Source organism: Catellatospora sp. NPDC049133 (assembly GCF_040648455.1).
GTDB lineage: Bacteria > Actinomycetota > Actinomycetes > Mycobacteriales > Micromonosporaceae > Catellatospora > Catellatospora aurea.
This window is the reverse complement of sequence record NZ_JBEZDT010000036.1, coordinates 20,250-27,456: the sequence shown is the minus strand read 5'-3', so window position 1 is coordinate 27,456 and position 7,207 is coordinate 20,250. Positions and strand designations below refer to the sequence as shown.

Below are 7,207 nucleotides of genomic sequence, written 5' to 3'. Positions count from 1 at the left end.
GTGGGTAGTTTGGTGGTCGTGCAGAGTCCCGACATCGGCGCCTTCATCAAGGATCTGCGGGAGAACCGCTGGGGTGAGCGGCCCGCACTCTCAGCCGTCGAACATCGCCGCGAGCCGCGGCGGGGGCGGTGGATTGGGCCCGTTGCCCGGATTGCTGGGGCTCGGAGCCGGGCTGGGCGGTGCGCTCGGCTTGACCTTGCTGCCGTTGCTGATCTCGATCACCACGACGCCGTTCTTGATGGTGCGGCCCGACGGGTTCGTGCCGGACGCGGTGCCCTTCGGGCAGTCCGAGTCGACCTGCTTCGACGCGACCTCGACCTTGAAGCCCTTGCCGGTGAGGATCGACCGGGCCTGCGGCACCGTGCGGCACTTGACCGCCGGGATGGCGACCTGCGATCCGGTGATCAGCCGCAGGTTGCTGGGCCGCTGGAACTGGATCGACTCCTTGCCCTTCATCGCGTCGCGCAGCGCGTACTGCACCGCCGGGTTGATGACGCGGTGCGACATGGCATGGTTGACCTGCGCCCAGTCGGGATCGGTCTGGAAGCCGGAGATCGCCAGCTGCTTGGTGGTGATGGTGAGCGTCACCGACTTGGAGTTGTCGGTGGTGCCGGTCTTGCCGGCGATGTGCTTGCCGATGATCTCGCGGGAGTCGCGGGCCGTGGCGCCCTGGCACTTGCCGTACAGCGAGCGGTCGCCGACCGGGCACCGGGCCGCGTCGATCGCGGCGCGGGCCACGTCCACCGGGATGTTCTGCTTGCAGCGCCGGTCGCCGACGGCCAGCTTCTCGCCCTTGCTGGTGGTGATCGACTCGACGGGGATCGGCTCGCAGTAGACGCCGTCGGCGGCCAGGGTGGCGAACGCGTTGGCGATCTGCAGCGGCGTGTGGTCGGACGCGCCGAGCGTGAACGGCCCCCAGCCGTCGGCGGCCTGGGTGGAGTAGTAGTAGTCGTCGAGGGTCGAGCGCGGGTTGTCGTAGAAGGTCAGGCCCATGCGCTTGGCGGTGTCGATGACCCGCGCGCCGCCGGTCATCTCGAACAGCGGCACGAAGAACGTGTTGATGGAGCTGCCGAAGCCGTTCCACATGTTCTGCGGGCCGAAGTTGCGCCCGCCCGAGTTGGTCGGGCACCAGTAGCCGCCGCAGTTCGGGGTGCCGGTGATCCGGGTCCGGGAGACGTACGGCGCGCGGGTGTTGATGACCGTGGACAGCGGGTAGCCCCGCTCCAGCGCCGCGACCATGGTGAAGATCTTCATGACCGAGCCGGGCTGGTAGCCGCCGATGTCGGGTCCGCCGGTCAGCAGCGGGTTGGTGGTGTTCGGGTAGCTGCCCCGGATGCCGCGGCGGGCCAGCGCCGGGTTGGACGCCTTGCCGTTCTGCGGCTTGGTCTTGCTGTCGATCCGGAAGTTGCGGTTGGCGGCCAGCCCGCGCACCTTGCCGCTGCCCGGCTCGACGGCCGCCAGCAGGACCGCGTCGGACTTGTACTTCCACTTGCCGCCGGGCAGGTCGGGGTTCTTGTTCACCGAGCGGTCGATGCCGCGGTCCATCGCGGACTGCGCGGTGAGGTCCAGCGAGGTCACGATACGGAAGCCACCCGACTTCAGCGAGCGCTCACGGTCGTACGGGGTGACCCCGAACACCGGCTGCTGGTTCCACCAGCGCTGGAAGAAGTCGCAGAAGAAGCCCCACTTGATGTTGGTGCTCTGCACGCAGCCGTTCGGGGTGAACTTGCCGGTCACCTTCAGCGGCTCGTTCTTGGCCACCGCGCCCTGCTGCGCGGTGAGCGCGCCGGTCCCCGCCATCTCGTCGAGCACGTAGTCGCGCCGGGCGACGGCGAGCGCCTGGCCCTTCAGGCTGATCACGTCGAAGTCGCCGGGGAACTTCACCAACGCGGCCAGGAACGCGGCCTCGGCGGCGGTCAGCGCCTTGGGCTCCTTGCCGAAGTAAACCTGCGCGGCGGCGAAGATGCCGTACGCCCGGTTGCCGAAGTAGGCGGTGTTGAGGTAGCCCTCAAGGATGTCGTCCTTGGTCATACGCTGCTCGATGGCCATGGCGTAGCGCATCTCGCGGATCTTGCGTTTGGCGGTGTCCTCGGTGGCGTCGACGACCTCCTGCGCGGTGTCGGCCGAGTACGAGATGGACAGCCGGACGAACTGCATGGTCAGCGTCGAGGCGCCCTGCTCCACGTCGCCGGCTTTCTTGTTGGCGATGTAGGCACGGGCGATGCCCTTGATGTCGACGCCGTTGTGCTCGTAGAACTTCTGGTCCTCCGCGGCGAGCACGGCCTGGCGCACGATCAGCGGCACGTCGGCCAGCGGCAGGTCGCGCCGGTTCTCGTCGTACATCGTGGCGAGCAGGGTCTTGCCGTCGGACGCGTAGAGGTAACTCAGCTGGGGCGAGCGTTTGACGATCAGCTCATCGGGCAGCTTGCCGAAGGCGTCGCCGCCGACGACCGCGGCCATGCCGGACAGCGCCACCGCGGGGAAGACCCCCGCGGCGACGACGACCCCGGCGAGCAGGCCGCAGACGAGCATGGACGCGATGTTGACCAGTGGGTTGCGGTAGCGCGAGCTCATCAGGTCACCGCCTCAGGTCAGGTGCGTTGGCCCGAGCCCCCGCAAATCACTTCAGATCGGGCGATCATCGGGCAGTGCGGCCATGCCGTCAAGAGGTCCGTGCGCCACCCGTGATTACCTTGAGGATGAGCCTGCCGCGCAAGCGGCACAAGGCCTTTCGGCGGGTCGTCGGCGAAGCGCGGCCACCTGGCTGAACACCCGCTGGGGGTGGGATAACGCTTCGGCAAGGGCCCGCTGCCCTGAGTTGTGCGGAGCGGCTCGGCGCAGGCATGATCTGCAGTGCGGTGGAGGAAACCGTATTCAGCGCCGACCTGCGGCCGTGACGATAGGGAATCCATGTTCGCCGCTGCATCGGTGCCGACCCAGCCGCGAGGTCCGGCTCGGCTGACCCGGTTGCGGGTGCTGCTGGTCGAGGACGACGAAGGCGACGCGTTCCTGGTCGAGGAGCTGCTGCGCGAGCAGGACGCGGCGATCCAGCTCACCGTCGCGCGCACGCTGCGTGATGCCCGGGACCAGATGGGTGAGGTCGACTGCATCCTGTTGGACCTGGGCCTACCGGACGCGCAGGGCATCGACGGACTGCGCCGGGTGCTGGCCGCCGCGCCCGGCACCGCGGTCTGCGTGCTCACCGGTCAGCAGGACGCCCACATCGGCATCACCGCGGTCGCGGAGGGCGCGCAGGACTACCTGGTCAAAGGCCAGGTCGACGGGGCCCTGCTGGAGCGCTCGGTGCAGTACGCCGTCGAGCGCAAGTACGCCGAGGAGAACGCGCGCCGGCTGCGCGAGGTCGAGCTGCGCCAGGCCGAGTCGGCCCGGCTGGAACGCGGCCTGCTGCCCCAGCCGCTGATGACCACGGACCGGCTGGCGGTGCACACCTTCTACCGGCCCGGCCGCTACGAGGCGCTGCTCGGCGGGGACTTCTTCGACGTGGTGCAGACCAGCCCGGAGCTGGTGCACGTGATGATCGGCGATGTGAGCGGCCACGACGTCGACGGCGCGGCGCTGGGCGTCGAGCTGCGGGTGGCCTGGCGGGCGCTGACCCTGGCCGGGGTGGCCCCCGAGCAGACGCTGACCGCGATGGAGCAGGTGCTCCGCAGCGAGCGCAGCCATCCGAGCACCTTCGCGACGATGGCGGTGCTGCGCATCGACCTGGCCGCCGCGCGGGCGTCGTGCTGGCTGGCCGGGCACCCGCCGCCGCTGCTGCTGTCCGGCGGCCGGGCCGTGCCGGTCGAGGTGCCGTACGGGCTGCTGCTCGGCGTGGGTGACGCGCCCCGCGAGCGGGCCGACGTCGACCTGCCCGAGGACTGGTCGCTGCTGCTCTACACCGACGGGCTGGTCGAGGGGCGGCTGGGCGACAGCCCCGACCGGCTCGGTGACGAGGGCCTGGTCGGGCTGTGCGCCACCAGGCTCGGCCGCGGTGACACCATGGAACGGCTGCCGGCGAGTCTGGTCGAGTCGGCCGAGACGCTCAACGGCGGTCCGCTGGCCGACGACGTCGCGATCGTCCTGCTGAGTAAGGAACCGAACTCTTGATCAAGGGTATGACGTTCACCCACCCGCGGACCTGGTCGCTGCGCGCCCGGGTGACGGCGCTGGCCACCACGACCGCCGCGCTGCTGGCCGTGCTCGCGGTCAGCGCCGCGCTGCTGGCCACGGCGAACCTGGAACAGCTCGACGTGGTGCTCAACAAGACCGGCGTGCTGCGGTTGTCCGGCGAGCAGCTCGGCGCGGCCCTGGTCGACCAGGAGACCGGCGTGCGCGGGTACGCGCTCAGCGGCGACCCGGCCGATCTCGGTCCGTACCGCACCGGCCGGGAGGCCGAGGAGCGGCTGTACGAGACGATGATCCCGCTGCTGGCCGACGAGCCGGGGGTGCGCGCGCAGCTGGAGCGCGCCCGCGCGGCGGCGACCACCTGGCGATCCGCCGTCGCCGAGCCGGGCATCACCGCGACCCGTGACCAGGGTCCGCAGGCCGGGCAGCAGCTGCTCAACGAGTCCGGCGGCCGCGAGCGTTTCGACCGGGCGCGCGAGCAGCTCGCCACGCTGCAGCAGGAGATCGTCACGCTGCGCAACGCCGCCGTGGCGAGCGTGCAGTCGGGCAGCGAGAACCTCGTCGTGCTGCTCATCGCGGCCGGCCTGGTGGTGCTGGTGATGGGCGCCAGCCTGGTCATGCTCATCAACCGCATGGTCAGCCGCCCCGTGACGAGCCTCGCCGAGCAGGTGCGCCATGTCGCGGGCGGCGCCTACGAGACGGAGATCATCGGGGCTGGCTCGCCGGAACTGGAACGGCTGGGCCGCGACATCGACGCGATGCGCCGCCAGATCGCCGCCGACCTGAGCGAGGTCCGCGAGGCCCGGCAGGCCGTCGAGGTCATCAACCAGCAGCTGCAGCTGCAGGCGTCCGAGCTGACGCGCTCGAACCGGGACCTGGAGCAGTTCGCCTACGTCGCCTCGCACGACCTGCAGGAGCCGCTGCGCAAGGTGGCCAGCTTCTGCCAGCTGCTGCAGCGCCGCTACGCCGGGCAGCTCGACGAGCGCGCCGACCAGTACATCCTGTTCGCGGTCGACGGCGCGCAGCGGATGCAGCGGCTGATCAACGACCTGCTGGCCTTCTCCCGGATCGGCCGCAACACCAGCGGCTTCCAGCAGGTCTCGCTCGACTCCGTGCTGCGTGACGTCGCCGAGCAGCTCAACGTCGAGGAGAAGTACGGCGCGGACGCCCTCACCTGGCACGACCTGCCGACGGTGGCGGGTGAGGAAGCGCTGCTGGAGACCTTGGTGGCGAACCTGGTCGGCAACTCGCTCAAGTTCCGCCGCACCGACGTGCCGGTGCGCATCGAGGTCAGCGCCGTGCGCACGGACGACTCCTGGGACATCACGGTCAGCGACAACGGCATCGGCATCGAGGCCGAGTTCGCCGAGAAGATCTTCATCATCTTCCAGCGGCTGCACGCCAAGGACGCCTACCCGGGCACCGGCATGGGATTGGCGATCGCCAAGAAGATCGTGGAGTATCACGACGGCCGCATCTGGGTGGACGACACCCGGACCGCCGGTGCGGCCATCACGTTCTCGCTGCCGATCAGCGAGAACTCCGGCGCGGCGACCCTGCCCGCCGTGCCGACCCAGCACAAGGAGCTGACCGCATGATGGACGACAAGGGTGGCCGGCCCATCGAGGTGCTGCTGGTCGAGGACGACCCGGGCGACGTGCTCATGACGCGGGAGGCGTTCGAGGAGTACAAGATGCGCAACACCCTGCACGTCGTCAGCGACGGCGTGGAGGCGCTGGCCTACCTGCGCAAGGAGGGGGAGTTCGCCGAGGCCAACACCCCCGACCTGGTCCTGCTGGACCTCAATCTGCCGCGCCGCGACGGACGCGAGGTGCTCCGCGAGATCAAGAACGACCCCGAGCTGTGCCGCGTCCCGGTCGTGGTGCTGACCACCTCGCAGGCCGAGGAGGACGTGCTGCGCAGCTACCAGCTGCACGCCAACGCGTACGTCGCCAAGCCCGTCGACTTCGAGCGCTTCATCTCGGTCGTCAAGCAGATCGACGACTTCTTCGTCAGCGTGGTGCGCCTGCCGAGCCGCCGCTGACCCGCCGCCCGGTCCTGCTCACCAGGGCGTCCGCGGCCAGCGCCACCGCCAGCCCGGCGGCGGCGTCGGCCGTGTAGTGGTAGCGCGTGTACACCACCGACACCGTGAGCAGGATCGTCGGCAGCAGCAGGCGGCGGAACACGGGCCGCCCCCAGATCCGGCGGGCCACCAGCACGACCGCCCACGCCCCGGCGACGTGCGCCGACGGGAAGCAGGTGCCGACCGGGTCGGCGTGCGCCATCAGCCACTGCTGTGCCGGTGCCAGGACGTAGCCGGTGAGCTCAGGCGGATGGAGCTGCCCGGCCGGCGAGTGACGCGGTCCCAGCACCGGCAGTATCAGGAAGCCGACGTAGCAGGTGTACACCGCGGCGGCGACCGTGGTCACGAGCCGTTCCAGCGCGGCCTGCCGCCGCCGCAGGATCAGCAGCAGCGGCGGTACGACGATGTACAGGTAGTAACTCATGTAAGCGGCGTACATCAGCTCGGTGAGCGGGCGCGAGACGAGGCCGTCCAGCCACCGCGAAGGCTGCCCGCCCCACAGCGCGGCGTCGAAGGCGTTCATCCCGGCGTCGCGGTAACCGCCGCGCACGACCAGCACGGTCGGCCCCACCAGCGTGTACGCCAGCGGCGCGAGGACGATCGGGTACGCCGTCCGCAACACGGCCAGCGCCGCGACATCCGGTCGCCGCGCGTGCGCGGTGACCAGCGCGAGCACCGCCGCCGCCATCGCGGCATAGGCGAGCAGGTAGGCCCACCAGCGCTCGACCTGGTCGTGTCCCGCCGTGACGAGCACCGCCACCACGGCCAGGTACACCAGCACGATCACATCGACCGGGCGGTACGCGCGGGCCTGCGCCCGGCGTTCACGAGCGGCGGAGCGGGCCGCGTCGTACATGGTGGCCACGGTTCGACGGTACCCGAATAACGACGCAAAAAACGACGCAATATTGGCCCGAATAAACGGTCGATAGGGCTGTTAACGGTAGATCGGGCGGAAATCTCCGACTGTTTCACGGGATCCGCAATGGACAGACAGCC

Annotated in this window: 5 protein-coding genes; 3 read left to right on the top strand and 2 right to left on the bottom strand. The window is 70.0% G+C overall.

Annotated features, from left to right (window positions below; all coding sequences use genetic code 11):
- Positions 1–90 precede the first annotated feature (90 nt).
- A complete protein-coding gene (locus AB0B35_RS32660) occupies positions 91–2,574 on the bottom strand; it encodes a transglycosylase domain-containing protein (RefSeq protein ID WP_361052852.1) in 2,484 nt (827 codons plus the stop codon).
- A 336-nt stretch (positions 2,575–2,910) separates the two neighbouring features.
- On the opposite strand from AB0B35_RS32660, the gene AB0B35_RS32655 reads away from it, so the two are divergent.
- The 3 genes from AB0B35_RS32655 to AB0B35_RS32645 are packed head-to-tail and all read left to right on the top strand — an operon-like array spanning position 2,911 to position 6,169.
- Positions 2,911–4,107, top strand: coding sequence for a fused response regulator/phosphatase (locus tag AB0B35_RS32655; protein WP_361052850.1), 1,197 nt, complete (start codon positions 2,911–2,913; stop codon positions 4,105–4,107).
- A complete protein-coding gene (locus AB0B35_RS32650; protein WP_361052847.1) occupies positions 4,104–5,723 on the top strand; it encodes a CHASE3 domain-containing protein in 1,620 nt (539 codons plus the stop codon). Before AB0B35_RS32655 ends, AB0B35_RS32650 begins: the two co-directional genes overlap by 4 nt.
- On the top strand, positions 5,720–6,169 hold the full coding sequence (locus AB0B35_RS32645) for a response regulator (RefSeq protein WP_361052844.1): 450 nt from the start codon (positions 5,720–5,722) through the stop codon (positions 6,167–6,169). Before AB0B35_RS32650 ends, AB0B35_RS32645 begins: the two co-directional genes overlap by 4 nt.
- Here AB0B35_RS32645 and AB0B35_RS32640 read toward each other — a convergent pair.
- On the bottom strand, positions 6,138–7,064 hold the full coding sequence (locus tag AB0B35_RS32640; protein ID WP_361053009.1) for a phosphatase PAP2 family protein: 927 nt from the start codon (positions 7,062–7,064) through the stop codon (positions 6,138–6,140). The two genes, AB0B35_RS32645 and AB0B35_RS32640, sit on opposite strands and share 32 nt — an antisense overlap.
- Between the last annotated feature and the right edge of the window lie 143 nt (positions 7,065–7,207).

Excerpts from the sequence above, each read along its gene's own strand:
- AB0B35_RS32655 (WP_361052850.1), top strand. The coding sequence starts at position 2,911 with ATGTTCGCCGCTGCATCGGTGCCGACCCAGCCGCGAGGTCCGGCTCGG.
- AB0B35_RS32660 (WP_361052852.1), bottom strand. The coding sequence starts at position 2,574 with ATGAGCTCGCGCTACCGCAACCCACTGGTCAACATCGCGTCCATGCTC.
- AB0B35_RS32645 (WP_361052844.1), top strand. The coding sequence starts at position 5,720 with ATGATGGACGACAAGGGTGGCCGGCCCATCGAGGTGCTGCTGGTCGAG.
- AB0B35_RS32640 (WP_361053009.1), bottom strand. The coding sequence starts at position 7,064 with ATGTACGACGCGGCCCGCTCCGCCGCTCGTGAACGCCGGGCGCAGGCC.